At 69.1% G+C, this 24,937-nt stretch carries 25 protein-coding genes, 1 tRNA gene and 2 pseudogenes; 9 read left to right on the forward strand and 19 right to left on the reverse strand.

Going from position 1 to position 24,937, the window contains the following annotated elements; translation table 11 throughout:
- Window positions 1–31: 31 nt before the first annotated feature.
- Genes QQY66_RS18025 through QQY66_RS18040 form a run of 4 tightly spaced genes read right to left on the reverse strand, consistent with a single transcriptional unit; the run spans window position 32 to window position 2,520 of the window.
- The gene (locus QQY66_RS18025; RefSeq protein WP_301981382.1) at window positions 32–829 is read right to left on the reverse strand and encodes an inositol monophosphatase family protein; all 798 of its coding nucleotides are present in this window, start codon (window positions 827–829) and stop codon (window positions 32–34) included.
- Window positions 830–846: 17 nt separating this feature from the next.
- A complete protein-coding gene (locus QQY66_RS18030; protein ID WP_301981383.1) occupies window positions 847–1,635 on the reverse strand; it encodes an alpha/beta fold hydrolase in 789 nt (262 codons plus the stop codon).
- 33 nt (window positions 1,636–1,668) lie between these two features.
- Window positions 1,669–2,172 carry a DUF2267 domain-containing protein gene (locus tag QQY66_RS18035; RefSeq protein WP_301981384.1) on the reverse strand — a complete coding sequence of 168 codons (504 nt, stop codon included), beginning with the start codon at window positions 2,170–2,172 and terminating at the stop codon, window positions 1,669–1,671.
- 30 nt (window positions 2,173–2,202) lie between these two features.
- Entirely contained in the window at window positions 2,203–2,520 is a 318-nt protein-coding gene (locus QQY66_RS18040) for an Hsp20/alpha crystallin family protein (RefSeq protein WP_301987377.1), read from the reverse strand.
- A 161-nt stretch (window positions 2,521–2,681) separates the two neighbouring features.
- Here QQY66_RS18040 and QQY66_RS18045 point away from each other — a divergent pair, with 161 nt between their 5' ends.
- Complete coding sequence (locus tag QQY66_RS18045) at window positions 2,682–2,984, forward strand: hypothetical protein (protein ID WP_301981385.1); 303 nt, start codon at window positions 2,682–2,684, stop codon at window positions 2,982–2,984.
- Between the two features lie 530 nt (window positions 2,985–3,514).
- On the opposite strand, the gene QQY66_RS18050 is transcribed toward QQY66_RS18045, so the two are convergent.
- Entirely contained in the window at window positions 3,515–3,958 is a 444-nt protein-coding gene (locus QQY66_RS18050; protein WP_301981386.1) for a hypothetical protein, read from the reverse strand.
- A gap of 91 nt (window positions 3,959–4,049) precedes the next feature.
- On the reverse strand, window positions 4,050–4,415 hold the full coding sequence (locus QQY66_RS18055) for a VOC family protein (RefSeq protein WP_301981387.1): 366 nt from the start codon (window positions 4,413–4,415) through the stop codon (window positions 4,050–4,052).
- Window positions 4,416–4,542: 127 nt separating this feature from the next.
- Here QQY66_RS18055 and QQY66_RS18060 point away from each other — a divergent pair, with 127 nt between their 5' ends.
- Window positions 4,543–5,982 carry an alginate lyase family protein gene (locus QQY66_RS18060; protein WP_367667084.1) on the forward strand — a complete coding sequence of 480 codons (1,440 nt, stop codon included), beginning with the start codon at window positions 4,543–4,545 and terminating at the stop codon, window positions 5,980–5,982.
- Between the two features lie 394 nt (window positions 5,983–6,376).
- On the opposite strand, the gene QQY66_RS18065 is transcribed toward QQY66_RS18060, so the two are convergent.
- Together QQY66_RS18065 and QQY66_RS18070 are read right to left on the reverse strand one after the other, a co-directional pair.
- Complete coding sequence (locus tag QQY66_RS18065) at window positions 6,377–6,865, reverse strand: hypothetical protein (protein WP_301981389.1); 489 nt, start codon at window positions 6,863–6,865, stop codon at window positions 6,377–6,379.
- A 197-nt stretch (window positions 6,866–7,062) separates the two neighbouring features.
- Entirely contained in the window at window positions 7,063–8,439 is a 1,377-nt protein-coding gene (locus QQY66_RS18070; protein ID WP_301981390.1) for a DUF445 domain-containing protein, read from the reverse strand.
- Window positions 8,440–8,666: 227 nt separating this feature from the next.
- On the opposite strand from QQY66_RS18070, the gene QQY66_RS18075 reads away from it, so the two are divergent.
- Window positions 8,667–10,004: an SGNH/GDSL hydrolase family protein gene (locus QQY66_RS18075; protein ID WP_301981391.1), complete on the forward strand. Its 1,338-nt coding sequence runs from the start codon at window positions 8,667–8,669 to the stop codon at window positions 10,002–10,004.
- A 164-nt stretch (window positions 10,005–10,168) separates the two neighbouring features.
- Here QQY66_RS18075 and QQY66_RS18080 read toward each other — a convergent pair whose 3' ends face one another.
- The 4 genes and pseudogenes from QQY66_RS18080 to QQY66_RS18095 all read right to left on the reverse strand — a co-directional run bounded on the left by QQY66_RS18080 (window position 10,169) and on the right by QQY66_RS18095 (window position 13,640).
- Entirely contained in the window at window positions 10,169–10,993 is an 825-nt protein-coding gene (locus tag QQY66_RS18080) for a DUF1707 domain-containing protein (protein ID WP_301981392.1), read from the reverse strand.
- Window positions 10,994–11,026: 33 nt separating this feature from the next.
- A pseudogene (locus tag QQY66_RS18085) lies at window positions 11,027–11,991 on the reverse strand (ATP-binding cassette domain-containing protein).
- Window positions 11,992–11,996: 5 nt separating this feature from the next.
- Window positions 11,997–12,760, reverse strand: a pseudogene (locus tag QQY66_RS18090) (ABC transporter permease).
- A gap of 73 nt (window positions 12,761–12,833) precedes the next feature.
- A complete protein-coding gene (locus QQY66_RS18095; RefSeq protein WP_301981393.1) occupies window positions 12,834–13,640 on the reverse strand; it encodes an ABC-2 family transporter protein in 807 nt (268 codons plus the stop codon).
- 199 nt (window positions 13,641–13,839) lie between these two features.
- On the opposite strand from QQY66_RS18095, the gene QQY66_RS18100 reads away from it, so the two are divergent.
- Entirely contained in the window at window positions 13,840–16,197 is a 2,358-nt protein-coding gene (locus QQY66_RS18100) for a transglycosylase domain-containing protein (RefSeq protein WP_301981394.1), read from the forward strand.
- 80 nt (window positions 16,198–16,277) lie between these two features.
- Here QQY66_RS18100 and QQY66_RS18105 read toward each other — a convergent pair whose 3' ends face one another.
- Both QQY66_RS18105 and QQY66_RS18110 read right to left on the reverse strand, forming a co-directional pair.
- The gene (locus QQY66_RS18105) at window positions 16,278–16,634 is read right to left on the reverse strand and encodes a co-chaperone GroES (RefSeq protein ID WP_301981395.1); all 357 of its coding nucleotides are present in this window, start codon (window positions 16,632–16,634) and stop codon (window positions 16,278–16,280) included.
- Between the two features lie 43 nt (window positions 16,635–16,677).
- Entirely contained in the window at window positions 16,678–17,007 is a 330-nt protein-coding gene (locus QQY66_RS18110; protein ID WP_301981396.1) for a DUF3618 domain-containing protein, read from the reverse strand.
- A 95-nt stretch (window positions 17,008–17,102) separates the two neighbouring features.
- Here QQY66_RS18110 and bcp point away from each other — a divergent pair, with 95 nt between their 5' ends.
- From bcp to QQY66_RS18125, 3 genes are all read left to right on the forward strand, one after another.
- Entirely contained in the window at window positions 17,103–17,570 is a 468-nt protein-coding gene (gene bcp / locus QQY66_RS18115) for a thioredoxin-dependent thiol peroxidase (RefSeq protein ID WP_301981397.1), read from the forward strand.
- 146 nt (window positions 17,571–17,716) lie between these two features.
- Window positions 17,717–18,745, forward strand: coding sequence for an HNH endonuclease signature motif containing protein (locus QQY66_RS18120; protein WP_301981398.1), 1,029 nt, complete (start codon window positions 17,717–17,719; stop codon window positions 18,743–18,745).
- Between the two features lie 54 nt (window positions 18,746–18,799).
- Window positions 18,800–18,885, forward strand: a tRNA-Leu gene (locus tag QQY66_RS18125).
- A 43-nt stretch (window positions 18,886–18,928) separates the two neighbouring features.
- On the opposite strand, the gene QQY66_RS18130 is transcribed toward QQY66_RS18125, so the two are convergent.
- The 4 genes from QQY66_RS18130 to QQY66_RS18145 all read right to left on the reverse strand — a co-directional run bounded on the left by QQY66_RS18130 (window position 18,929) and on the right by QQY66_RS18145 (window position 21,196).
- The gene (locus QQY66_RS18130) at window positions 18,929–19,531 is read right to left on the reverse strand and encodes an XTP/dITP diphosphatase (RefSeq protein WP_301981399.1); all 603 of its coding nucleotides are present in this window, start codon (window positions 19,529–19,531) and stop codon (window positions 18,929–18,931) included.
- A 33-nt stretch (window positions 19,532–19,564) separates the two neighbouring features.
- Window positions 19,565–19,966, reverse strand: a complete 402-nt coding sequence (locus QQY66_RS18135; protein WP_301981400.1) for a hypothetical protein — start codon at window positions 19,964–19,966, stop codon at window positions 19,565–19,567.
- Between the two features lie 145 nt (window positions 19,967–20,111).
- Entirely contained in the window at window positions 20,112–20,849 is a 738-nt protein-coding gene (rph, locus tag QQY66_RS18140; protein WP_301981401.1) for a ribonuclease PH, read from the reverse strand.
- A gap of 113 nt (window positions 20,850–20,962) precedes the next feature.
- Window positions 20,963–21,196 (reverse strand): PTS glucose/sucrose transporter subunit IIB, encoded by a 234-nt coding sequence (locus tag QQY66_RS18145; RefSeq protein ID WP_301981402.1) that lies wholly within the window; start codon window positions 21,194–21,196, stop codon window positions 20,963–20,965.
- Window positions 21,197–21,346: 150 nt separating this feature from the next.
- Here QQY66_RS18145 and QQY66_RS18150 point away from each other — a divergent pair, with 150 nt between their 5' ends.
- Both QQY66_RS18150 and QQY66_RS18155 read left to right on the forward strand, forming a co-directional pair.
- Entirely contained in the window at window positions 21,347–22,639 is a 1,293-nt protein-coding gene (locus QQY66_RS18150) for a PTS transporter subunit EIIC (RefSeq protein ID WP_301981403.1), read from the forward strand.
- 202 nt (window positions 22,640–22,841) lie between these two features.
- Window positions 22,842–24,107: a PTS transporter subunit EIIC gene (locus QQY66_RS18155; protein WP_301981404.1), complete on the forward strand. Its 1,266-nt coding sequence runs from the start codon at window positions 22,842–22,844 to the stop codon at window positions 24,105–24,107.
- A 66-nt stretch (window positions 24,108–24,173) separates the two neighbouring features.
- On the opposite strand, the gene QQY66_RS18160 is transcribed toward QQY66_RS18155, so the two are convergent.
- Window positions 24,174–24,926 carry an MBL fold metallo-hydrolase gene (locus QQY66_RS18160; protein ID WP_301981405.1) on the reverse strand — a complete coding sequence of 251 codons (753 nt, stop codon included), beginning with the start codon at window positions 24,924–24,926 and terminating at the stop codon, window positions 24,174–24,176.
- Window positions 24,927–24,937: the final 11 nt, after the last annotated feature.

Below are 24,937 nucleotides of genomic sequence, written 5' to 3' on the forward strand. Positions count from 1 at the left end.
TGCGCGCCGCGGTGAGTTCCCGAGCTGCGGATCACTCAGGCCGTACGGTCGCCCGCCACAACTCCGCCGCCTCGCCCGCCACTCCGGGCGCCGTCAGCAGCAACGGCTCGTCGTACGCCGGGAGTCGCGGCAGCGCCACCGCGCCCGCCTCCGTGGCGATGAGGAGGGCCGGAAGGCTGTCCACGGGGTGGAACTCGCCGATCGCGGTGGCGGAGGCGCGGCCCGCGGCGACCTGGGCCAGGGAGAGGGCGGTGGAGCCCATGACGCGGACGGTGCAGTGGCGGGCGGAGAGTTCGGCGAGGAGGGCGTCCATGCCGGGCCAGTGGGCGTGGGCGGCCCATTCGGTGAGGAAGACATGGCCGGTGAGGGTGGTGTGGTCGGCGGCGTAGGTGGGGGCGCCGTTCAGGTGGGCGCCCCTGCCGCGGGCGGCCGTGAAGATCTCGCGGCGCCACGGGTCGGCCACGACGCCCAGGAGGGGGCTGCCGTCGGGGGCGGCCAGGCCCAGGGAGAAGGAGCACCAGCCGATGCCGTGCGCGTAGTTCGTCGTACCGTCGACCGGGTCGATCACCCAGTGCGGGGCGTCGGGCGCGCCCTCGTGGACGCCGTGTTCCTCGCCCTCGATGCCGTACGAGGGGAACTTCGAGCGCAGCAGCGACCGTACGTACGTCTCGATCTCCTCGTCCGTGTCCGTGACGATGTCGGCGGGGCTCGCCTTCTCCCGCACCGGACCGTCCGCCGCGCCACGCGGTCGGCGGATCACCTCCGACGCCCACTCGGCCAGCTCGGTCGCGACGGTCAGGGCGCGGTCGAGGTCATCAGTCACGGTCACGGTTCACTCGCTGTTCTTCAGAGGAAGGAACGCACGGCCGCGTGCAGGCGTTCCGGCTGGTCCAGATGTACGTCGTGAGCCGCGGCCGGGATCACTTCGAGGGCGGTACGGGTCGGGCGGCGGGCCCGCATGTCCCTGTGGTCGCGCGCGGGCATCGTGCCGTCCGCTCCTCGGATCACGAGCGCCGGGCAGGTGATCCTGCTCCAGTCGTCCCAGTAGTCGTGCGCGGCCAGTTCCGTCACGGCCGCGATCATTGTGTCGCGGTCGACCCTCGGGTACCAGCCGCCCTCCCGTTCCTCCACGTTCGCCGCCCACGCCTCATGACCGAAGAAGGCCCGGGCCGCGGCCGGCGAGCGGAACGGCGTCGGCCAGCTCTCCAGCCAGGCCGCGATGCGGGAGGGCAGGTCCGGGGTCGGGCCGCCCGGGCCTGCCTCGATGAGGATCAGGGACTTCACGAGGGTGGGGTGCGCGGCGGCCAGCAGCATGGCCGTGTGGCCGCCCAGGGACTGGCCGATCAGGGTCACGGGGGCCAGGGAGAGCTCCTCGATCAGGGCCACGGCGTCCGCGACGCAGGCCGCCCGGCTGATCGTCGGCGGGCGGCGGGTGCTCGCGCCATGGCCCCGGGCGTCGTACGTCACCACCCGGCGGCCCTCGTCCAGCAGCCGCCGCACCAGGTCGTCCCACTCGCCCATGTGACCCGCGAGGCCGTGCAGGAGGAGTACGGGGTCGGGGGCCTGCGGGTTGGGCGACGGGCTGTGGTCGCGGTAGGCGATGTGGGTGCCGTCCGGGGTGGTGAGCGTCGTCACATGTGTTCCTCTGTTCCTTTCCTTTCAGATCCGTCAGTCCGGCGGCGTCAGATCCGCCCTGCCGAACAACAGGGCGTAGCCGGGCGGTAGGTGGCTGACGATGCGGTCGACCAGGTCCTCGCCGGCCAGCTGCGGCAGCACGCTCAGGACCGAGCTCACGTCCCAGCGGGCCGTCGCCGGGGTCGCTCCCTCTATGCGGGCCGCCACCGACTCCACGAACTCCGCCGCGGTGAGCGGGCGCGTGACCGGGATCTGGGAGGCGACCACCCGGGCGGCTTCTTCGGGGAGGGCCTGGGCGAGGTCGACGCGTTCGTCGCCGATGACACGGCCGCCAAGGGCGGAGAGGACGATGCGGGTGACGCGTTCCGCTTCCGCGGTCGTCGTGTACTGGCCGGCTTCCCGTACCTTGCCGATCAGTTCACGCCATTGGGGGCTGCGGTGCTCTTCCCTGCGGTGTCGGTCGTCTCCCTTCATCGTGGTCGTGGCGGGCAGGGTCGTTCTCGGAATCGTCACGCTGGGTACCGACGTCACGCTCATTGTCGGGGCTCCTCCGGGGGCGGAATACGGTCAGCTCCTCAGCTGCTTCCGATCGCTGCCGCCGCTGATCTGGATACGGCGCGGCTTGGCCTGTTCGGCGATCGGGATGCGCAGGGTGAGCACGCCGGCGTCGTACGAGGCGGCGATGCGTTCCGTGTCGAGGGTGTCACCGAGGAAGAGCTGGCGGCTGAAGGTGCCCGTGGGACGCTCGGCGACCAGCGGGTCGAAGTGGACGATGAAGTCGTCCCCGGAACGGTAGGCGTCCATCGCCATCGCGGGGCGGGTGTCGCCGAAGACCTGCTGCGCGAGGCGATCGAACTCGCGGAAGGGGTCGGTGCGCATGAGCATCACGGGTCACTCCTCTCATCAGGCGCTGCGGATGCGATGCCCTACGGCTTCTTATATAACTCCGAGGAGAAAACTTGACAAGCCTCGACTCAGGTTCACGTGTTCACGCAGCGTGCGGGTTAGCCTCGCCGCATATCGATCGTGAGCGGTTGGAGGCAGGCATGGCGAAGGTTCCCAGCGCGGTGGTCGCCGCGAGCGGGCTCGTCGGCGGGTACGGCGTGGCGCGGTGGACCAAGAAGCGGGAGCTCGGCGGTGCGGTGCTGGCCGTCGCCGGGGCCGCGGCCGCCTTGCAGTGGCGGCAGCAGGCCGGCGGGAAGGCCGCCGGCGCGCTGACGGCCGCGTATGTCGCCGGTTTCGCCGGTTCCCACCCGCTCGCGAAGAAGGTGGGCGCCTGGCCTGCCGTCTTCGGTGTCGCGGGGGCCGTGGCCCTCGCCTCGTGGGCGGTCGCGGACCGGCGGGGCTGAGTCACGGTGGGGTGAGGCGGTACAGGGCGGAGCCATGAGCCGGTAGCTCCGCGTGGAGGCTGTGGCCGTCGTGGGCGATGTCCGTGATTGTCCGCCGGCGAGAACACGGCCGCGTAGCGCGTACGTCCGTCGGTGTCGTCGGCGGTCCACAGCACGAGGTCCCTCTCCCGCAGCACCTCGCGGTTGCCCCTGCTGTGTCTCTGCCGGGCTGGTGGGCAGATCACCGCCCGTCATCAGCGGGGAACGGGAGATCAGCCACAGGCTCAGCAGGCTGATCTGCTCGTCGCGGGTGAGACGGCAGAGGCGGTCCTCGCCCCGCTCGGCCCGGATGCCGATGCGGCCGAGCGGCAGCATGTCGGCGTCGGCCCAGCCACGTTCGTCCTGCCAGGGTGCCCACCTGGCCATCCGGCCGAACTGCGCCTCCACGTCCTCCCACCGGTCCCACAGGTCGTCGCAGACACGCCACATCGTGGCCGTCTCCCGCAGATGGTCGAGGTGGGCGAGGGAGACGTCCGTACCGGAAGACAGGCTCAGCTCGATGGGTCGTCGGCCTTGATGAAGTCGACACCCCAGCGGGCGAATTGGGCGACCTGGCCGTCGTAGTACGCCTGGGCACCCGGGTGGTCATGATCGAGGCCGTAGTTGTCGCTGTTCCACGCGCATACGGAGCCGGTGTCGGCGATCTCGTCGGCGGTGAAGCCGGTGCCCGTGACGGGCAGCCGGGCGGCGACCGCGCGGCGCGGGATGCCGCGCATGATGTGCAGGCCGAAACGCAGGCCCGGTCGATGCACGCGCTCGGCGAGCGGCCCGAATCCGGCGCCGCCGGCCGCGGACGGGAACCGGTTCGGGGCGGGGAGCTGGCGGCCGTGGGCGTCGAGGACGAGCCGGGCGTCGGGGTTGTAGCCGTGGGCGCGGGCTGTGGGCTCGTACCACTGGATGTCCACGACGACGGTGTCCCAGCTGTTCCGGCCCATCGGGGGCGCAGGGCGCGGTCGGGGAGCGGGCGACGTGCGGGGTGGGTCATGGGTGAAGGGCTCCTGAGCGAGTGCGCGCGACGTGACCTGGCTACGACTGGGTCTGGTGGCTCAGCACATTCACCACCCGCCCGTTCGGATCCCGGACGAAGAAGCGTCGTACGCCCCACTCCTCGTCCCGCAGCTCCCGTACGATCTCCGCGCCCGAGGCCGCCACGCGCGCGTACACCGCGTCGACGTCCTCCACCTCCACGCTCAGGTCGGAGACGACGGGTGCGGTGCGCTCCTCGGTGAAGAGGCTGATCTGGGCGGTGGGGTTGGCGGGGGACGCGAGCGTCACCACCCAGCCCATGTTCATGACCTCCTCGAAGCCGAGAAGACCGTAGAAATCACCGCCGGCCTTCATCGCTTCCTCGGACGGGACCTGCACGTTGGGGACGATCCTGCGAATGGTCATCGGACGCGGCTCCTCATCGGCGTCGGTTTTCTGTTATCGCCCACAGTCTCCTCCCGTCTCCTGACCGTCCCCAGCCGCAGGCACCCGAGGAATGAGCCACGTGACACGACAGATCAGCCGCCGGAGCATGCTCAAGGCCACGGGCGCGGCAGCCGGAGCGGCCGGTATCGGTACGGCCGCGATCCCCACGCCCACAGCGGCGGCCGGCGCCTACGCGCACCCCGGCCTCCTGCACACCCGTACCGACCTGGCCCGTATGGCGGCCAAGGTGAAGGCGGGTGCCGCGCCCTACACCGCCGGGTTCGCCAAGCTGACCGCCAACCGCCATGCGCAGAGCGGCTGGACGGCCAACCCGCAGGCCACCGTCGTCCGGGGCGGCGACGGCCAGAACTACGCGACCCTCTACAACGACATCCACGCCGCCTACCAGAACGCCCTGCGCGGCCACATCAGCGGCGACGACGCCCACCTCGACACCGCCGTGGCGGTCCTGAACGCCTGGTCGGCCAAGCTCACCGCGCTCGCCGGAAACGCCGACCGCTTCCTGGCCGCCGGCCTCTACGGCTACCAGTTCGCCAACGCGGCCGAACTCGTCCGCGACCACCCCGACTTCGAGCTCGCCCGGTCCCAGGAGATGCTGTCCACCGTCTTCGCATCGGTCAGCGACGACTTCCTGGTCCGGCACAACGGCGCCGTCGTCACCAACTACTGGCCCAACTGGGACCTCGCCAACATGGCGTGCGTCCTGGCCACCGGCATCTTCTGCGAGGACAAGGCCCAGGTCGCCCGCGCCGTCGACTACTTCAAGAACGGTGAGGGCCTCGGCGCCGTCAAGAAGGCCATCCCCGTCGTGTACGACGACGGACTCGCGGAGTGGCTGGAGGCGGGCCGCGACCAGGGGCACGCGCTGCTCGGCGTCGGTCTGATGGGCACGTTCTGCGAGATGGCGTGGAACCAGGGGATCGACCTGTACGGCTATGACGACAGCCGGTTCTTCAAGGGCGCGCAGTACGTGGCCAAGTGGAGCATGGGCGGCGACGTTCCCTACACCGCGAACACGCGGGCCAAGGGGGCCATCAACGGCTGGTCGGGCAGCGAGACCGTGACTGACGCCGCGGCCGTCGATCCCGCGTCGACCCGCCCGATCTGGGCGATGATCGCCAACCACTACACCAAGCGGCGGGGCATGTCCGCGTCCTACCTCACCCAGATCGCCGCGAAGTCCGCGCCGGAGGGCGGGGGCGGGGACTACGGCCCCAACAGCGGGGGCTTCGACCAACTGGGCTTCGGTACGTTGGCGTTCACGCGGGACAAGTCCGAGAACCCGTCGGCATCCCCGAGCCCGTCGGCTACGGCGTCCGCTTCCACTTCTGCTCCCGCGGGTGGCTCGGACCCCCGTCCGCAGGGATCGGCCACACCCTCCGCGTCGCCCGCCTCCGACGGGAATCTCGCCGCCACGGGCTCCAACGAGGCCGTCGGCTGGACCGCCGCCGCGGGGGTCGCCGCGGTCGCCGGCGGCGTGCTGTTCATGCGCCGGCGTGACCGGGTCCGGCGCGAGAGCCAGTAGTCACCCGGCACGGTGGCTGGGGTGAGGCGGGTCGCGCAGCCCGGCGCTGACGGGGCGCCGCCTGCGCCCACCCGTGCCGCCCCAGGCGGCACGCATGCCCGCAGCTGGGCGGGACCGGCCCGCCGCCTACTGGGCGGGCGCCGCCCCGCAGCACGCATGCCCGCAAGTCGGCGCGTCGGCCGGCCCGCAGTCGCCCGCGGCGGGACGGGGACGGGGCGGGGGGTGTCCGCCCGCAGCGGCGGGCGTCAACGCGGGGCACCTGCGGACAAAGGGCAACCGCCCGACCGAGGACGGACACCCCCGCCCCGGCCCCGACCCACCCACCGACAGCAGGCGCTACGCGCACCCCCACTTCAGCCGCAGCCCCGCCGGGAGGCATCCCCACCACACGGCCCTACCTCTGCAACACCCCCTCCGCCCAGTCCTCCCCCTCCCTCTCCCCCTCCCGCTCCCGACGGAACGCCCGCCCCACCGTCGCCGCGACCAGCACCCCCGCCGCGATCACCAGACTGAAGAAGGCCCAGGCCAGCGGCCAGGCCCCGGCGAAGCCGTCCGGCGGGCCGGGGTGGGTGCGCAGCGAGATGTACATCAGAGTGACGGGCGGGGCGGCGATCAGGACCAGGGGCCACGCCAAGTGGTCACGATGGCCGAAGTACGCCGCCAGGAGCAGCAGAGCGACAGCCAGGAGGATCACGCCCACGCCCGTCACAGGCGTCGTCTCATGGACAGAGCCCGGGGTTTCGACGCGGTTGCGCAGGTCCCAGGGGATGCAGACCAGGTACGCCGCCGCAGCGAGCACGGCGCCGAGTGCGCGGGTCAGCCAGCGTTCCGGCCAGGAGCGCGTCCGCAGAGGGCTCAGCAGCTTCTCGGTCTTCTCGGTCATGCATACGAGGGTTCTCCTCCGGACCGGCGTTCGACAGAGTACGCGTACTCAGACGTACGTAGTCGGCAGCGCCCCAGAGGGGCGCGGGGCTGTATCAATTTGCGGCTCCGCCGCGTGGGCGCGACCAGCCACGACGGCACCGCAGACGACCGACGGCACCGCAGACGACCGACGGCACCGCACACCCAGCGGAGCGCTCACGCCCCGACCACCCGCGTCAGCGTATAGATCAGCAGCCCCGCCAACGACCCCACCACCGTCCCGTTGATCCGGATGAACTGCAGATCACGCCCGATGTGCGCCTCGATCTTCCGCGTCGTGTGCTCCGCGTCCCACCCGGCGACCGTGTCGGTGATCAGGGAGGTGATCTCCTTGCGATACGTGGAGACCACATACACCGCGGCCCCCTCCACCCAGCTGTCGACCTTGCCCTGCAACCGGGAGTCGTCCGCCATCCGCGCCCCGAGGGACAGCAGCGAGGCCCGCACCCGAAGCCGCAGCTCACTGCGCTCGTCCTCGGCCGCCGAGACGATCATCGAGCGTACGGCGGTCCACGCGGACGCGATCAGATCCTGGACCTCGCCCCGCCCCAGCACCTCCCCCTTCAGCCGCTCGACACGCGCGCGCGTGTCCGTGTCGGACTGGAGGTCGGAAGCGAAATCAGTCAGAAACCGGTCGAGCGCACCCCGAGCCGGATGCGACGGCATGTCCCGCATCTCGGTCACGAACCGCAGCAGCTCCTTGTAGACCCGCTCACCGACCTTCCGGTCGACGAACCGCGGCGTCCATCCCGGAGCCCCGCCCTGCACGGCGTCCATGACCTGCTCGTCATGCAGCACGAGCCAGTCGTGCGCACGCGAGACGACAAGATCGACGACCCGCTTGTGCCCCCCGTCGGCGACGACCTTCTCCAGCATCTTCCCGATACCGGGCGCGATCTCCTGCGCATCGGCCCGCCGCGTGATCGCCTCCCCCACCACGGCCTGCACATCGGAGTCCCGCAACACGGTCAACGCACCCCGCAGAGCGGCGGACAACTCGGCCGTCACCCGGTCGGCATGCTCCGGCTCCGCAAGCCACGCGCCCAGCCGGCTCCCGATCCCGACGGCCCGCAACCGCTGCCGTACGACGTCCTGAGAGAGGAAGTTCTCGCCGACGAACTCGCCCAGGGAGACGCCCAGCTGGTCCTTCTTGGTCGGGATGATCGCGGTGTGCGGAATGGGCAGCCCGAGCGGGCGCCGGAAGAGAGCGGTCACAGCGAACCAGTCGGCGAGCGCGCCGACCATGCCCGCCTCGGCAGCCGCGGCGACATACCCCGCCCAAGGACCGGCACCCTCGCCCGCGGCCCACTTGGCCAGGACGTACACCACCGCCACGAACAGCAGCAGCCCGGCAGCGGTGAGCTTCATACGGCGCACCCCGCGCTGCTTCTCCTCGTCCGCGGCGCTGAACGTCGTCATCGCGCGCGCGGCAGCGGCGGGGACGCCCCGGTTACCGGCGGCCCCGGGACGGGCATGCTGCTCTACATCAGCCGCACCCGTTCCACCCGGTTCATCAGGTTTGGTACGTTCCATCCACTCCACCCGTTCGCGGCCCCTCGTACTCCTCATTGTCCCTTCCTGACCGACTCCCGGAACGGAACAAGAGTTCCCGGCGTCTGTACGGACGGGGGAACCTCAGGGAGAAATCAGGGTGGCGAAACGGGGGGCCTGTTCAACTACCCCCATACCCATGCCTCATCATGGGTGATGATCGCATCGGAGCCTCGGGCTCCCAATCCACCCGAGGAGTCACGCACCGCATGACCAGGAAAGCCGGTTATGCCCTGCTTGCCGCGATCGTCGCCCTGATCGTGGCACTGTCCGCTGCCATATACGTCGGCGTCGCCGCCGGTGACGGCAGCGGCGGCAGCAGGGAGAACCTCGCCGGATCCCGTACCCCGCGCAATCCCGCCGAGCCCGCCTCCACCGGCACCTGGGTCGGCACCTGGTCCGCGTCCCCGGTCGGCGCCGAGCCCGGCACCGAGATCACGGGCCTGGCGAACCGTTCGGTACGCAACGTCGTGCACACGAGCGCGGGCGGCACCTTCGCCCGGATCACCCTCTCCAACCTCTACGGCCAGTCCCCGCTGACGATCACACACGCGTCCATCGCCATCGCGGCCGGCGACGACACGGCCGCGGCGGCTCCCGGGACGATGCGCAGGCTGACCTTCAACGCCAGCACCACCGTCGTCGTACCGGCCGGCCAGCAGACGATGAGCGACGCCGTCCGCATCACCGTCCCCAACGACAGCGACGTACTGGTCACCACGTACTCCCCCACCGCGACCGGGCCGGTCACCTACCACCCGCGCTCACGGCAGATCTCGTACGCCGCCCAGGGCGACCTCACCGAGGACGTGACCGGTACCCCGTACACCCAGCAGGTCGAGTACTGGCGCTATCTGACCGCCCTCGACGTGCTGAGCAACGAGTCCAACGGCACCGTCGTCGCGTTCGGCGACTCGCTCACCGACGGCGTCGGCTCCTCCACGGGCGCCAACAACCGCTGGCCCGACCTCCTTTCGGACCGGCTGCGCGAGGCCGTCGAGAACGGCGACGACGTGCCGCGCTACAGCTTCGTCAACCAGGGCATCGGCGGGAACCAGGTCCTCGCCAACGGGTTCGGCCGCCCCGCCGAGAACGAGGCCGGCCTCGGCCGCTTCGGCCGGGACGTCCTCAGCCGCACGAACGTCAAGGTCGTCATCATCGACCTCGGCGTGAACGACATCCTCCGCAACCCCGGCCACGCCGACCCCGACGCGATCCTGGGCGGCCTGCGCACCCTCGTCCAGCAGGCCCACGCGCGCGGGCTGAAGGTCATCGGGGCGACGCTGATGCCGTTCGGCGGGCACAACGGCTACTCCGCCGAGCGGGAGGGCGTACGCCAGGCCGTCAACGCCGGGATCCGCGCGGGCAAGGTCTTCGACGCGGTCGTCGACTTCGACGAGGCGGTACGAGACCCGTACGACCCCCGCAAGTTCCGCCCCGACTACGACTCCGGGGACCATCTGCACCCCAGCGACAAGGGGTATGAGCGGATAGCGGAGGAGTTCAACCTGGACGACTTGAAGGGCGGAGCACCGGCGAAGCTGTAGTTGCCGTGCGCCAGAGGCTGAGCGGCGCTCGGCCGGAAGGGGCGTCGCGCAGCCCGGCGCTAAACGGGGTGCCGCCTGCGCCCACCCTCCCCCACTCTCGGCTTCGCTCGAGCGGGGGGACCCCCATCGCCCCAGGCGGCACGCATGCCCGCAGGCTGACGGCTCTAGTCCTCCCCGCGCCGACGCCGCTCCCGCCGTTCCCGCTGCACCTCGCGCCGCTCCTCATGACGGTCGTGCATCAGGCTCCGGTGCCCGTCCAGCATCCGCCGATGAGCGTCGTGCATGTCGTCCCGGACGGACCCCTGCAGCTCCCGCTTCGACGCCTTCCGGTCCAGCTTCTCCTGCCGCCGTTCCTCCCGCAGCCGCTGCTTCTCGGCCCGGGTCAGCTTGCGCTCGACCCCCACGCCGCCCCAGAAGGCGAACCCCGTGACGATCACACGAGGCGCCCCGGGCTCCCCGGGCACGCCCTCCTCACGCTGGTCGAAGCCGCCCATGATGCCGATCCCCCGGACGACGACCTCGACACCGGGCGGCACGATCACACCCATCCCGCCCATGATCGCGATGCAGTTGATCTCGACCTCACGGTCCGCGAAGTTCGCCTCGCGCAGATCGATCTCACCGCCGCCCCAGAAGGCGAAGCAGTTGAACCGCCTGGGCACGGTCCAGCGCCCCTTGCGCTGGAAGCCGGACATCACGGCGACAGCCCACGTGGACGAGCCCTCGCCGCCGACGATCCGCTGGGCCCAACTCCCGTTCTGCTCGGGCTTCTTGGCCATGTCGACGGTCGGCGGGGTCACCCCGGCGGCGGGCAGGTCACGGGTGATCGGCGTCAGTTCGCCGTACGTCCGTGCCTTGTACGTCGCGTCCAGCCGCTCCTCGAACTCCGTCATGTCGAGCCGCCCCTCGGCCAGGGCGTCCCGCAGTACCTCGGCGACTCGTTCACGATCGGCGTCGGAAGCGCGCAGTTCCGGGGCATCGTCCGTCATATCCCTCAGCCTACGAGTTCGACGGCTCGGACACTATGCGGTCGCCTTCTCCTCGTACATTCTGGCGATCACGGCCTCGATGTCCGGCTCCCGCACCGACAGGTCCACCAGCGGATACTCCGCCGCGATCCGCGCCACCAGCGGCGCCGCCGACTCCGACGCCGGGAAGGCGAGCCACTGGCGCGGCCCTTCCACCCGTACGACCCTGGCGGGCGGCGCCTCGATCGGCGGGAGTTCCCGCTCCAGGTCCACCACCAGGGTGCGTTCGCTCTCCCCGCCTCGTGCAGGCCGGCGAGCGGGCCGTCGTACATCAGGCGGCCGTGGTCGATGACCATCACGCGGGAGCACAGCTGCTCGATGTCCTGGAGGTCGTGCGTGGTCAGCAGGACCGTGGTGCCGCGCTCGGTGTTCAACTCCCGCAGGAATTCCCGCACCTTGGCCTTGGAGATGACATCGAGGCCGATCGTCGGCTCGTCGAGATAGAGCACCTCGGGGTCGTGCAGCAGCGCCGCCGCGATGTCGCCGCGCATCCGCTGGCCGAGCGAGAGCTGGCGTACGGGCACATCCAACAGGGCGTCCAGTTCGAGGAGTTCGACGCAGCGGTCGAGGTTCTCGCGGTAACGGGCGTCCGGGATCCGGTACATGCGGTGCATCAGACGGTACGAGTCGATCAGCGGCAGGTCCCACCACAGCGTCGTACGCTGCCCGAACACCACCCCGATCCGGTGGGCGAGACGCGTGCGCTCACGCGACGGGTCGATCCCGGCGACACGCAGCCGACCGCCGCTCGGGGTGAGGATACCGGTGAGCATTTTGATCGTGGTGGACTTTCCGGCGCCGTTCGGGCCGATGTAGCCGACCATCTCGCCACGCGCCACGGAGAAGGTGATCGAGTCGACCGCTCGCACCTCACGCCGCTCACGTTTGAGGAAGCCGGCCTTCTTGCGGACGACGAAGACCTTCTCGACTCCGTCGAGCTCGATGAAACCCTCTGTCACTGGCCCTAACTCCCTGTACTCCGGTACGAACGAAGCCCCACTCGCCACGCCACACCCGCCAGCGCACAGCACACTCCGGCGGCGAGCGGCGACATGAACGTCACCCACGTCGGCAAGTCGAGCGGATACGGCCGCCCCAGCACGTAGGAGGCGGGCAGCCAGTTGACGAAGGCGAGCGGCACCATGAACGTCACCCCGCGCACCAGGTCCTTCCCGAACAGCGTCGGGGGTACTGCAGCATCGTGGTGCCGCCGTACGTGAACGCGTTCTGCACCTGGGCGGCGTCCTGCGCCAGGAACTGGAAGGCCGCGCCCGCGACGAAGATCGCCCCGAAGATCACCGCGCCGCTGACCAGCATCACCGGCACCAGCAGCGCCTTCGGCGCACTCCAGTCGACGTCGACGGCGAACAGCGCCCAGCCCAGCACCAACGACCCCTGTATGACCCGGCCGAACCGGCGCAGCGGGAACTGGTCCGCGGCGACCTGGGCGAGCACCGGAACGGGCCGTACCAGCAGTGTGTCGAACGACCCGTCGCGTATCCGGGCGCCCAGGCCCTCCGACGAGCCGAGCAGCAGGTCGGTGATTCCGAACGCCGTCGCCGACAGCCCGTACAGGAAGGCCACCTCGGGCAGAGTCCAGCCGCCGAGCGAGTCGACCTGCGAGAACATCAGCAGGATGCTGACGAAGTCCATCCCGGACAGCAGCAGGTTGCCGAAGACCGTGACGACGAAGGAGGTGCGGTAGGTCATGCCGGCCCGGATCCACATCCCGGCGATCAGCAGGTAAGCCCGCACACCGTCCGTGATCTTGGAGGAGTCCCTGAGAGCGACCTTCGTGGTCTCACCCACCCTGCACCACCACCCTCCGCGTAGCCGCCGACTGCAACAGCCGCCCCGCCGCCAGCAGTGCCACCGCCCACGCCGTCTGGAAGGCGAACGCCCCGAACGGGTCGGCCTCCCCCATCAGCACATCCGCCGGCACCTGGAGCTGCCCGGCCCACGGCAACGCCCGGACCACGTCGCCGAGCGCGTCGGGGAAGGCGTTCAGGGGCAGTGTCATGCCCGAGCAGAAGATGCCCGTGACCATCAGGGCCTGCATGACGCCCCTGGCGTCCATGAGCCAGAACACGCTCAAGGCCACCAGATAGCGGATCCCGAAGCTGACGACCGCCGCCAGCAACAGCGCGACCAGGAACGCCGCCCAGGTGCCGACGTCCCTGGGCAGGGCCATCGGGAAGAACAGCGCACCGAAGACGAACGGGATCACACCCCGCCCCGCCAACTGGAACAGCATCCGCCCCAAGTCGCTCGCCAGCCACCACAGTTGGAGATCGGCCGGCCGGTACAGATCGACCGCGATCTCACCGGTGCGGATGCGTTCCATGAGCTCGGTCTCGAAGCCTCCGCCCTGGATGGCCAGCGCCGCGAACAGGGCCTGCCCCAGCCACACATAGGTCACGGCCTGCGCCTGGTCGTACCCGCCCAGATCCGGCCGCTCGTCCCACAGCGCCAGATACGTGTACACGAGGATCAGCCCGAACACGGTATTGGTGAACACCCCGGCCGCCGTGGCCACCCGATACGTCGCGTACCGTCGAAAACTCCCCGCCGCCACGGCCACGTACAACCGCACCGAGCCCACACCCACAGCCCTCCTCGCCCGCGCCCGGCACCGAAGCGCAGGAGCCTAGTGCGCCGGCGACGTGGACTGCCACGTATTTTCCGGGCCAGACGCGTGCCGAGGTCGGGGAACTGATCGGTGAGTGCGACAGTCTTCAACAGGGGGACACAGAAGGCGTACGAGGCGTACGGGAACGTACGACGTAAAACAGGAGTCCGTGCACAACATGAACGACGAGCCGCAGCCGCACCAGCCGGGCCCTGGCAAGAAGCGGCCCAAGCGCACCGGTTGGCGCCGGCTGATCCCGACCTGGCGCATGGTGCTCAGCACCTGCGTCATCGGGACGCTGGTGCTGTTCGGCCTGTTCTTCCTCGGCTACTCCCTGGTCAAGATCCCGCCCGCGAACGCGCTCGCGACCAAGCAGAGCAACATCTACCTCTACGCGGACGGCAGTCAGCTCGCCCGTGACGGCGAGGTCAACCGGGAGAACGTCACCCTCGCGCAGATCTCCAAGGCCGCCCAGCATTCCGTACTGGCCGCCGAGGACCGCGACTTCTACTCCGAGTCCGCGATCGACCCCACGGCCATGGTCCGCGCCGCCTGGAACACGGCGACCGGAAAGGGCAAGCAGTCCGGCTCGACGATCACTCAGCAGTATGTGAAGAACTACTACCTGGCCCAGGAACAGACCGTCACCCGCAAGGTGAAGGAGTTCTTCATCTCGATCAAGCTGGACCAGGAGCAGAGCAAGGACGACATCCTCCAGGGCTACCTCAACACCAGCTACTTCGGCCGCAACGCCTACGGCATCCAGGCCGCCGCCCAGGCCTACTACGGCATGGACGCCGTCGACCTGGACGCCGCCCACGGCGCCTACCTCGCCGCCCTGCTGAACGCGCCCAGCGAGTACGACGTCGTCGCCCACCCCGAGAACAAGGCCGCCGCCGAGGCCCGTTGGAGTTACGTCCTCGACGGCATGGTCAAGGAGGGCTGGCTGAGCAAGGCCGACCGGGCGGGCCTGAAGTTCCCGATGCCGAAGGAACAGACCGTCTCGACCGGCATGTCCGGGCAGCGCGGTTACATCGTCGCCGCGATCAAGGACTACCTCACCCAGAACAAGATCGTCACCGCGGAGGAACTGGACGCCGGCGGCTACCGGATCACGACCACCCTGCAGAAGGGCCGGCAGAACGCCTTCGTGAAGGCCGTCGACGACCAGTTGATGTCCAAGCTCGACAAGAAGAACAACAAGGTCGACACCTACGTCCGCGCGGGCGGCGCCGCCGTCGAGCCCAAGACCGGCAAGGTCGTCGCCATGTACGGCGGCATCGACTACGTGAAGCAGTACACGAACAACGCCACCCGCCGCGACTTCCAGGTCGGCTCCACCTTCAAGCCGTTCGTGTTCACCTCCGCCGTCGAGAACGAGTCCGTCACCCAGGACGGCCGCCTCATCACCCCGAACACGGTCTACGACGGCACCAGCGAACGCCCCGTCCAGGGCTGGAACGGCTCCTACGCCCCCGAGAACGAGGACAAGCACAACTACGGCGACATCACCGTCCGCACCGCCACCGACAAGTCCGTCAACTCGGTGTACGCGCAGATGGCCGTCGACGTAGGCCCCGACAAGGTCCGCCAGACCGCGGTCGACCTCGGCATCCCGGGCACCACCCCCGACCTGACCGCCACCCCGTCCATCGCCCTCGGCCCGGCCACCGCCAGCGTCCTCGACATGGCGGAGGCGTACGCGACCCTCGCCAACCACGGCAAGCACGGCACGTACACCCTGATCGACAAGATCACCAAGGACGGCGCGGACGTCGTGGACCTGCCCAAGCGGTCCACCCGGCAGGTCGTCACCCGCGAGGCCGCCGACACCACGACGTCGATGCTGCAGAGCGTCGTCGACAACGGCACCGCCACCGCCGCCCAGGCCGCCGGCCGGCCGGCGGCGGGCAAGACCGGCACCGCGGAGGAGGACACGGCCGCCTGGTTCGCGGGCTACACCCCCGACCTGGCGACGGTCGTCTCCGTCATGGGCCAGGACCCGGTCACGGCCGCGCACAAGTCCCTGTACGACGCGATGGGCGAGCCCCGTATCAACGGCGGCGGAGCGCCCGCCGACATCTGGGCCCAGTTCACCAAGGACGCCCTGAAGGGCACCCCGGTCAGCGAATTCGACCTCCAGCTCCAGGAGGGCGCGGACGAGCCGCAACAGCCGACGACCGCGCCGTCCGCCGACCCGGACACGGACGCCCCGACCGACGACGCGACCACCGGACAGCCCACGGACGGCACCACCACCGGCGGCCAGAACACCCAGGGCCAGACCGACGGCGGCACGACCACCACGGGCGGCACGACGACCGGTGGCACGACGACCGACGGGGGCACCACCGGAGACACCACCACCGGCGGCGCCACCACCGACGGCGGAACGACGGGCGAGCCGACCACGGGCGGTACGACGGGAGGCGACACGTCGACCGGCGGGACGACCGGCGACACGACGGGCGGCGACACCGGCGGCGATACGACAGAGGGGACGTCGGCGGGCGGAGACCCACCGCTCTTTCAGTGACCGGATAAGCACAGCAAGGTAGCAAGGGGAACGGAAAAGGGGCTGGTGACGATGGTCACCGGCCCCTTTCTCCCTCTGATCTACAGATACAGCCCCGTGGAGTCCTCGGATCCCTCGAAGCGGTCCGCGGCCACGGCATGCAGATCGCGCTCGCGCATGAGCACGTAGGGGATGCCCCGCACCTCCACCTCGGCCCGGTCCTCCGGGTCGTAAAGGACCCGGTCGCCCGGCTCCACGGTCCGTACGTTCTGCCCCACCGCGACGACCTCGGCCCAGGCCAGTCGCCGCCCGACCGCCGCGGTGGCGGGAATCAGGATGCCCCCGCCCGACCGCCGCTCACCCTCACCGGTCTCCTGCCGCACGAGTACACGGTCGTGCAGCATCCGGATCGGCAGCTTGTCGTGCTGGGTGCTGTGCTCGTTTCTGTTGGCGCTCACGCCACGAACCTACCTGCCTTTGACCCGTCCGTAAGCCGCTGGGTCAGCCCTTACGGCGCCGGGTGCCCAGGGCCAGCAGCCCCACGAGCCCGACGGCGACGAGAGCGACGGGCACGATGCGCTCGAGCCGAGGCGCGCCCTCGCCGTCGACGAACTGCCCCTTCACATCGCTCACGACCCGATTGACGCCCACATAGGCCCGGCCGAGGGTCCGGTCCACATTGGAGACGACCTTGGCCTTGGCGTCCCCGACGATCGTCTTCGGATGCACTCGCACCCCGATCTCGTCGAGCGTCTCGGCCAGCACGTCACGGCGATGCTTGATGTCCGCCTCGATCTGCGCCGGGGTTCTGGTGTCCGAGGTGTCCGCCACCGTACGGCCTCCGAAGTCTGGTGCTGCGCTGTTCCGGACAGTCTGTCAGCTCTTACGCCGACCGCACTGTCAGGACCCCCCGTTACTCTGGCGGAATGAGTGAGCGACTGCAGCCCGGGGACACCGCCCCCGCCTTCACCCTCCCCGACGCCGACGGCACCGAGGTCTCCCTGTCCGACCACAAGGGCCGCAAGGTCATCGTCTACTTCTACCCGGCCGCCCTGACCCCCGGCTGCACGAAGCAGGCCTGCGACTTCACGGACAACCTGGAGGTGCTGGCGGGCGCGGGGTACGACGTCATCGGCATTTCCCCCGACGCCCCGGAAAAGCTGGCCAAGTTCCGCGAGAAGGAAAACCTCAAGGTCACGCTGGTCGGGGACCCCGAGAAGACCGTCATCGAGGCGTACGGCGCGTACGGCGAGAAGAAGAACTACGGCAAGACCTACATGGGCGTCATCCGGTCGACGGTGGTCGTGGACGAGGAGGGGAAGGTGGAGCGGGCGCTGTACAACGTGCGGGCCACCGGGCACGTGGCCAAGATCATCAAGGATCTGGGGATCTGAGGGCACGCTTTTCTTGAGCGTGAGCGGCTCGTACCGGGTGATCCGGTACGGGCCGTTCCGCATTTCGGGCGTGACTGTCCGATAAGCGGTTCGTTACTCCGTGCGAGGCCACGAACGGGTGGTCGGGAACGGAGGAACGAACAGGTATGCAGACCGCACCAGTCCCGGCGATGCCGCCTGCGGACCCGTACAGCAAGGAACGGCTCGCACCCGTCGTCGCCGAAGCGCGCAACTGGACGGACCTGATGCGGCGGCTCGGACTCCGGTCCAGTGGAGGGCAACGGCGCGTGCTCCAGGAGAAAGTTGCCGGTCACGGGCTCGACACCAGCCACTTCGTCAAGCGCAGCCCATGGCGCAAGTACCCGGACTCCGCCATCGCCGAGGCTGCCGCCTCGTCGCCCTCGCTGCGCGAAGTAGCGCTGAAGCTGGGTGCCACGCCAGCCACCGGCACCCTGTCACACATTCGCCGCCGCATTCACGCTGCGGGCATCGATATCAGCCACTTCCCCGGCATCAACCTGCCTGACCTGGACCTTCCCTTCACCGCCGAGCAACTCACGGCAGCTGCAGCAGTGGCAACCAGTGTGCGGGGGGTGGCTCGCATCTTGGGAGTACCAGACGACAGCCGCTCGCGCGCAACTCTGAGCCGCATGCTGCGCGCCCAGTGCATCGACACGGGGCACTTCTCACATCGTCGTATGTCGATCCCCGAGGACAGGCTCCGCGACCTCGTACAACACTCCACGAGCTACGCCGACGTGATGCGCGGCCTCGGTCTGGAGGCAAACGACACCAATCACCGGCGTATCCGACGTGTGGCAGCTCGACTCGGCTTGGACACGAGCCACTTCAAGCGCCGGACATGGGGCCGGCCCGAGCGCCCCGCGCCCGCGCCCAGCGCTGACCGAGTACTGATTGTCCTGCCCTCCGACGCCGGACGGACCAACAGATCTCAGCTTCACCGCGCCCTGACCGAGATCGGCGTGCCATACGCATGCGAGGCCTGTGGCAACCTGGGCGAGTGGCTGGGCCAGCCAATCACGTTGCAGATCGACCACGTCAACGGAGATTGGCGCGACAACCGCCGAGAAAATCTGCGGTATCTGTGCCCTAACTGCCACACGTTGACGGAGACCTGGTGTCGCCAGAAGGTGAGGACACCTATCGCCGCCTGACTTGCTCTACCCGTACACTGAACGCTGCCGGTCGAGCATGATGACCGTTTTTGAGCGGCCGTGGCGAAATTTGGTAGCACGCGCGGGCCTTAGAAGCCCGTGGGCGAAAGCCCGTGTGGGTTCGAGTCCCACCGGCCGCACACGCAGAGGGGCCGTCCGGCTGGGCGGCCCCTCTCCCGTGCCTCAGTCCAACAACTCCCGAACCACCGGCACCAACGCCCGAAACGCCTTCCCCCTATGACTGATCGCGTTCTTCTCCTCCGCGCTCAGCTCAGCGCACGTCCGCGTCTCCCCCTCCGGCTGCAGAATCGGGTCGTACCCGAACCCGTTCGTGCCGACCGGCGTATGCCGGAGCACGCCCCGCAGCTGCCCCTCGACCACCCGCTCCGTCCCGTCCGGCAACGCAAGCGCCGCCGCGCACGCGAAGTGGGCGCCTCGGTGTTCGTCGGGGATGTCGGAGAGCTGGGCGAGCAGCAGCTCAAGGTTGGCGCGGTCGTCGCCGTGCTTGCCCGCCCAGCGGGCGGAGAAGATGCCCGGCGCGCCGTTCAGGACGTCGACGCAGAGGCCGGAGTCGTCGGCTACGGCGGGCAAGCCGGTTGCCTGGGCGAGGGCGTGGGCCTTCAGCAGGGCGTTCTCGGCGAACGTGACGCCCGTTTCCTTGACGTCGGGGATGTCGGGGTAGGCGTCCGCGCCGACGAGGTCGTGGGGCAGGCCTGCGTCGGCGAGGATCGCCTTCAGCTCGGTGATTTTTCCGGCGTTGCGGGTGGCGAGGATCAGGCGGGTCATGGCGTCCAGTATCCCGGCCCCGCCGACCGTGTCTTACGGCGTGCAGACCTTCGTCAGTTCGCCGGCCGCGTCGGTGACCGGGCTGATGTCGGGGGTCTCGTCACCGCTCTTGACGGCGTCACGGACGTTGGTGACGGCCTGCTGGAGGTCGTCCACCGCCTTGTTGACGTCGGCGTTGTCCGTCTTGTCGCCGATCTTGTCGAGGTTCTTGTCGATGGAGTCGAGGGACTCCTCGAGCTGGGTCGGGTCGTTGGCGGCGCTCTCCACGGCCTGCTGGAGGTCGGTGACGCTGTCGGCGATGGCATCGGCGGTCTGGACGCAGTCCAGTGCCTTGTTGACGGCGTCGCAGCCGGTGGTCAGTCCGACTGTCAGCCCGACAGCCGCGATGGTGGCGACGATGGCTATGCGCGGACGACGGCTACGGCTCACGGCCATGGTTCGTTTCCTCCCTGGCGCAGGCCTCGGAAGGCCCCCCGTTACTTGGCCGGGCGCACAGTGGCAAACCGTGCGCCCGTACCCCTAGTGACGCGAGGCCGGGCTGTGTGGTTGCCCGCGGCTGCCTGCTGTCTTGGTGCGTCCTTTACTTTTCGAGGACGGTATCAAGTGCCTTGCGCTGGAGGACAGCGAGTTCTGTGCAGCCGGAAACGGCCAGGTCGAGCAGGGCGTTGAGCTCGTCGCGGGCGAAGGGTTCGGCTTCGGCGGTGCCCTGGACCTCGACGAAGCGGCCGTCGCCGGTGCAGACGACGTTCATGTCGGTCTCGGCCTTGACGTCCTCTTCGTAGCAGAGGTCGAGGAGCGGGATGCCGCCGACGATGCCGACGGAGACCGCCGACACCGTACCCGTGAGGGGCTGGCGGCCGGCCTTGATCAGCTTCTTGCCCTGGGCCCAGGAGACCGCGTCGGCCAGGGCCACGTAGGCGCCGGTGATCGCCGCGGTGCGTGTGCCGCCGTCCGCTTGGAGGACGTCGCAGTCGAGGACGATGGTGTTCTCGCCGAGTGCCTTGTAGTCGATGACCGCGCGCAGTGAGCGGCCGATGAGGCGGCTGATCTCGTGCGTACGGCCGCCGATCTTGCCCTTGACGGATTCGCGGTCGCCGCGGGTGTTGGTGGCGCGGGGCAGCATGGAGTATTCGGCGGTGACCCAGCCCTCGCCGCTGCCCTTGCGCCAGCGCGGGACCCCTTCGGTGACGGAGGCGGTGCAGAAGACCTTGGTGTCGCCGAAGGAGACGAGGACGGAGCCCTCGGCGTGCTTGCTCCAGCCACGTTCGATGGTGACGGGGCGGAGCTGTTCAGGGGTGCGGCCGTCGATTCGAGACATGGCGTTGAGCCTAGCCGTACATGCGGAAGGGGCTCCTCCCGCGTCGGGAAGAGCCCCTCGTCAGTGAGCGGGTGTGCGCACACCGGTGAGGGGCGTGCGCACATCGTGTCTTCTCACATCATGTCTTCGATGTCCGCCGCGATCGGGTCCGCGTCGGTGCCGATGACGACCTGGATCGCCGAGCCCATCTTGACGACGCCGTGTGCGCCGGCCGCCTTGAGGGCTGCCTCGTCCACGAGGGAGGGGTCGTTGACCTCGGTGCGCAGGCGGGTGATGCAGCCCTCGACCTCTTCGATGTTGTCGATGCCGCCCAGCCCGGCAACGATCTTCTCAGCCTTGGTGGCCATGTTGTTTCTCCCTGATCCGAACCGGTTTGTCGCAGTAACCCACAGTTGGCCCATCTTTGCGAGCGGTCGTGTCGTAAGTGCCGAATGATGGCGACCACAACAGCGGAACCGTCCGTCAACTGGTCTACACCACCTTACCGAGGGGCGTCCATGAGTTCCGACAGCGCCGCCGTCGGCAGTCCCGTCCGCGCTCGCTGGAACAGTCTGTTCCAGGGGCTGCAGAAGATGGGCCGCAGTCTTCAGTTGCCCATCGCGGTCCTGCCGGCCGCGGGCATCCTCAACCGCCTTGGGCAGCCTGATGTGTTCGGCAAGGGCGGGCTCGGCTGGGACAACGTCTCCAAGGTGATGGGCGGTGCGGGCGGCGCGCTGCTGGACGGCTCGCTGGGGCTGCCGATGCTGTTCTGCGTCGGTGTCGCGATCGGTATGGCGAAGAAGGCGGACGGGTCGACGGCGCTCGCGGCCGTCGTCGGGTTCCTCGTCTACTACAACGTGCTGCGGCAGTTCCCGGAGGGGTGCGGGGACGGGGCGACGAAGGTGGCGACCGGCTGCCAGGCGGCGGACGGGACGGTGACCGCGTTCACGTACCAGAATCCGGGGGTCTTCGGCGGCATCATCATCGGCCTGTTGTCGGCCTACTTCTGGCAGCGCTACCACCGCACCAGGCTGGTCGACTGGCTGGGCTTCTTCAACGGCCGCCGGCTGGTGCCGATCATCATGGCGTTCGTGGCGATCGCGTTCGCGGCGCTGTGTCTGTGGATCTGGCCGCCGATCGGTGACGCGCTGGAGGACTTCAGCGACTGGATGAGCGATCTGGGCGCGTGGGGCGCGGGTATGTTCGGTGTCGCCAACCGGGCGCTGCTGGTGATCGGTCTGCATCAGTTCCTGAACGTGCCCATCTGGTTCCAGTTCGGCACGTACACCAAGCCGGACGGCACGGTGGTGCACGGCGACATCAACATGTTCCTGGCGGGCGACCCGGACGCGGGCCAGTTCACCTCGGGCTTCTTCCCGATCATGATGTTCGCCCTGCCGGCCGCGGCTCTCGCCATCACGCACTGCGCGAGGCCGAGCCGCCGCAAGGAGGTGGGCGGCCTGATGCTGTCGGTGGCGCTGACCTCCTTCGTCACCGGCATCACCGAGCCGATCGAGTACTCGTTCCTCTTCATCGCGCCTCTGCTGTACGTGGTCCACGCCGTGCTGACCGGCGTCTCGATGGCGGTGACCTGGGGCCTGGGCGTCCACGACGGCTTCAGCTTCTCGGCCGGCCTGATCGACTACGTGATCAACTGGAACCTCGCGACGAGACCCTGGGCGATCATTCCGATCGGTTTGTGCTTCGCCCTCGTCTATTACGTCATCTTCCGCTTCGCGATCACGAGGTTCGATTTGAAGACTCCGGGCAGGGAACCGGAGGAGGAGGTGGAAGACGTCACCAAGGTCTGACGCCACCAAGATCTGGCGTCACCAAGGTCTGACGTCACCAAGGTCCGGCGAGAATCGCGGGTTCCTTATGCGCCCTTCACCGTGCTAAAACAGGTCTACACCACTGAGTGGTGTAGACCATGCGGTATTTCCGCGTGGCATCGAGACGCCGCCGTCCCCCTTCCCATGTCCCTGGGCGGCGCCATGCCCAATGGAGGAAGTTGTGACCACGGCCAGCGCCGCTCCTGCGGCCGACAAGAAGAAGGGCGCCGGCGTGATGGCTGTCATGCAGCGCATCGGCCGCAGCCTGATGCTGCCGGTGGCGGTCCTGCCCGCAGCCGCTCTCCTGGTCCGCCTCGGCAACACCGACATGCTGGGGCGCGAGTCCTTCCCGGCGTTCATCACGAAGATCGCCGGCTTCATGGCAGCCGGCGGCAACGCGATCCTCGACAACATGGCACTGCTGTTCGCCGTGGGCATCGCGATCGGCTTCGCCAAGAAGTCGGACGGCTCGACGGCTCTCGCGGCCGTGGTCGGCTACCTGGTCTTCAAGAACGTGCTCGCCACCTTCACCGACAAGAACCTGCCGCAGGTGGCGCAGGCCGTCGACGGCAAGGTCGTCATGGTCGACGCGCCGGTGGACGCCAAGGTCCTCGGCGGTGTGGTGATGGGCATAGTCGTCGCCCTGCTGTACCAGAAGTTCTACCGGACCAAGCTGCCCGACTGGGCGGGCTTCTTCGGCGGCCGGCGCCTCGTCCCGATCCTTTCGGCCTTCGCGGGTCTGCTCATCGGCATCGTCTTCGGCTACATCTGGCCGGTGCTCGGCACGGGTCTGCACAACTTCGGTGAGTGGCTGGTCGGTTCGGGCGCGGTCGGCGCCGGTATCTTCGGTGTCGCCAACCGAGCGCTGATCCCGATCGGCATGCACCACCTGCTGAACTCGTTCCCGTGGTTCCAGGCGGGCGAGTACGAGGGCAAGAGCGGTGACATCGCCCGCTTCCTGGCCGGTGACCCGAGCGCCGGACAGTTCATGACCGGCTTCTTCCCGATCATGATGTTCGCGCTGCCCGCCGCCTGTCTGGCGATCGTGCACTGTGCCCGCCCCGAGCGGCGCAAGGTCGTCGGCGGCATGATGCTCTCTCTCGCGCTGACGTCCTTCGTCACCGGCGTGACCGAGCCCATCGAGTTCACGTTCATGTTCATCGCGCCGGTCCTGTACGCCATCCACGCCGTCCTCACCGGTGTCTCCATGGCGCTGACCTGGGCGCTGGGCATGAAGGACGGCTTCGGCTTCTCGGCCGGCGCGGTCGACTTCTTCCTGAACCTGGGCATCGCGACCAACCCGTGGGGCCTCGCCCTGGTGGGTCTGTGCTTCGCGGCGGTCTACTACGTCGTCTTCCGCTTCGCGATCACCAAGTTCAACCTGCCGACGCCGGGCCGCGAGTCCGACGAGGAACTGGCGGAACTGCAGAAGGCGGAGGCCAAATAGGCCCCTCCAGCCCATGAGAAGGCTCCCGGAGCATCGCGCTCCGGGAGCCTTCTCATGTATCGGAACTCAGATCTCGTACGTCACCCTCGGCGCCGCCAGTTCCACCGGGCCGTCGTACACCGCGCGGGCGTCGGCCAGGTTGATCTGGGGGTCGGTCCACGGGGGGATGTGGGTGAGGACGAGGCGGCGGGCGCCTGCCCGGGCCGCCGTCTCACCCGCCTCGCGGCCGTTGAGGTGCAGGTCGGGGATGTTTTCCTTGCCGTGCGTGAACGCGGCCTCGCACAGGAACAGGTCGGTGTCGCGGGCGAGTTCGTCGAGCGTCGGGGTGACGCCCGTGTCGCCGGAGTACGTCAGGGACTTCCCGTCGTGCTCGACGCGGATGCCGTACGCCTCCACCGGATGGGCCACGCGTTCCGTGTGCACCGTGAACGGGCCGATGTCGAAGGTGGACGGCTTGACCGTGTGGAAGTCGAAGACCTCGCTCATCGAGGAGGCCGAGGGGGTGTCCGCGTAGGCGGTGGTCAGCCGGTGTTCCGTGCCCTCGGGTCCGTAGACGGGGAGCGGGTCGCAGCGGCCACCGTCGTGGCGGTAGTAGCGCGCGACGAAGTACGCGCACATGTCGATGCAGTGGTCGGCGTGCAGATGGCTGAGGAAGATCGCGTCAAGGTCGTAGAGACCGCAGTGGCGCTGCAGCTCGCCCAGGGCACCGTTGCCCAGGTCGAGAAGCAGCCGGAAGCCGTCGGCCTCGACGAGGTAGCTCGAGCAGGCCGATTCCGCGGACGGGAACGACCCCGAGCAGCCGACGACGGTGAGCTTCATGAAGCAGAAAC

The organism is Streptomyces sp. DG2A-72 (assembly GCF_030499575.1).
In the GTDB taxonomy this organism is placed as follows: Bacteria; Actinomycetota; Actinomycetes; order Streptomycetales; family Streptomycetaceae; genus Streptomyces.

Excerpts from the sequence above, each read along its gene's own strand:
- QQY66_RS18160 (WP_301981405.1), bottom strand. The coding sequence starts at position 24,926 with ATGAAGCTCACCGTCGTCGGCTGCTCGGGGTCGTTCCCGTCCGCGGAA.
- QQY66_RS18080 (WP_301981392.1), bottom strand. The coding sequence starts at position 10,993 with ATGACGGACGATGCCCCGGAACTGCGCGCTTCCGACGCCGATCGTGAA.
- QQY66_RS18130 (WP_301981399.1), bottom strand. The coding sequence starts at position 19,531 with ATGACCCGCCTGATCCTCGCCACCCGCAACGCCGGAAAAATCACCGAG.
- QQY66_RS18070 (WP_301981390.1), bottom strand. The coding sequence starts at position 8,439 with ATGGAACGTACCAAACCTGATGAACCGGGTGGAACGGGTGCGGCTGAT.
- QQY66_RS18050 (WP_301981386.1), bottom strand. The coding sequence starts at position 3,958 with ATGGGCCGGAACAGCTGGGACACCGTCGTCGTGGACATCCAGTGGTAC.
- QQY66_RS18135 (WP_301981400.1), bottom strand. The coding sequence starts at position 19,966 with ATGGCCGTGAGCCGTAGCCGTCGTCCGCGCATAGCCATCGTCGCCACC.
- QQY66_RS18075 (WP_301981391.1), top strand. The coding sequence starts at position 8,667 with ATGACCAGGAAAGCCGGTTATGCCCTGCTTGCCGCGATCGTCGCCCTG.
- QQY66_RS18060 (WP_367667084.1), top strand. The coding sequence starts at position 4,543 with ATGCTCAAGGCCACGGGCGCGGCAGCCGGAGCGGCCGGTATCGGTACG.
- QQY66_RS18035 (WP_301981384.1), bottom strand. The coding sequence starts at position 2,172 with ATGAGCGTGACGTCGGTACCCAGCGTGACGATTCCGAGAACGACCCTG.
- QQY66_RS18040 (WP_301987377.1), bottom strand. The coding sequence starts at position 2,520 with ATGCTCATGCGCACCGACCCCTTCCGCGAGTTCGATCGCCTCGCGCAG.
- QQY66_RS18145 (WP_301981402.1), bottom strand. The coding sequence starts at position 21,196 with ATGGCCACCAAGGCTGAGAAGATCGTTGCCGGGCTGGGCGGCATCGAC.
- QQY66_RS18065 (WP_301981389.1), bottom strand. The coding sequence starts at position 6,865 with ATGACCGAGAAGACCGAGAAGCTGCTGAGCCCTCTGCGGACGCGCTCC.
- QQY66_RS18120 (WP_301981398.1), top strand. The coding sequence starts at position 17,717 with ATGCAGACCGCACCAGTCCCGGCGATGCCGCCTGCGGACCCGTACAGC.
- QQY66_RS18150 (WP_301981403.1), top strand. The coding sequence starts at position 21,347 with ATGAGTTCCGACAGCGCCGCCGTCGGCAGTCCCGTCCGCGCTCGCTGG.
- bcp (WP_301981397.1), top strand. The coding sequence starts at position 17,103 with ATGAGTGAGCGACTGCAGCCCGGGGACACCGCCCCCGCCTTCACCCTC.
- QQY66_RS18100 (WP_301981394.1), top strand. The coding sequence starts at position 13,840 with ATGAACGACGAGCCGCAGCCGCACCAGCCGGGCCCTGGCAAGAAGCGG.
- QQY66_RS18045 (WP_301981385.1), top strand. The coding sequence starts at position 2,682 with ATGGCGAAGGTTCCCAGCGCGGTGGTCGCCGCGAGCGGGCTCGTCGGC.
- rph (WP_301981401.1), bottom strand. The coding sequence starts at position 20,849 with ATGTCTCGAATCGACGGCCGCACCCCTGAACAGCTCCGCCCCGTCACC.
- QQY66_RS18055 (WP_301981387.1), bottom strand. The coding sequence starts at position 4,415 with ATGACCATTCGCAGGATCGTCCCCAACGTGCAGGTCCCGTCCGAGGAA.